This window comes from Teichococcus vastitatis, assembly GCF_003604215.1.
Taxonomy (GTDB): Bacteria; Pseudomonadota; Alphaproteobacteria; order Acetobacterales; family Acetobacteraceae; genus Pseudoroseomonas; species Pseudoroseomonas vastitatis.
In genome coordinates this window covers 1-534 of record NZ_QXGS01000242.1, presented here as the reverse complement: position 1 = coordinate 534, position 534 = coordinate 1, and the positions used below count along the sequence as shown (strand labels likewise).

Genomic DNA, 534 nt, shown 5'->3' with positions numbered 1-534 from the left:
GAGGTGCGCGTGTTTGATCGCCAGGTACTCGGCCGTCAGATCGTGGAGGCCGCCTTCGACCAGCAGCGCGAACCCGTCCGACGCGGTCTTCTTCTGGACCAGATCCTCGACGGTTTTTAGGATCCCGACGCGGCCGATCTTCTGCCGAGTGCGGGAGAGCAGAACCCGTTTTCCGTGTTTCCGCTGCAGGAGTTCCTCGCCGGCAATGATCGCGCGCCAGAAGTCGGTCTCGAGCGGACCGTCATGCGCGCGGCCCTCGATCTCGCAGAGCCTCCGAAAGGCCGCCCAGTAGAGATCCTGGCGTCCCTGCTGTTCCTGATAGGCCATGTACCGCCTCAAGCTTTCCGGGCCGGTCATCCTGGACAAGTCGGGACGGGAGTTCACGTCGCTCATGCCCTGTTGCTCCCGGGCTGAAGCATCGTCACGCTGCCGCAGAACTCGCCCCGGATGTTGCGGATCTTCTCCGGTTGCCCGTTCGGCAGCGTGCGGACCTGCGCTCCCGCGGCCCGCTTGGAGATCGCGCCGAGGGTCAGG

The 534-nt window shown here is 65.4% G+C and carries 1 protein-coding gene; it reads right to left on the bottom strand.

The genetic code is table 11. The annotated features are described in order from the left end of the window. Window positions 1–393 (bottom strand): hypothetical protein (locus D2K64_RS24115; protein WP_120010962.1); only part of this gene is annotated, 393 nt, incomplete at its 3' end. Window positions 394–534 lie beyond the last annotated feature (141 nt).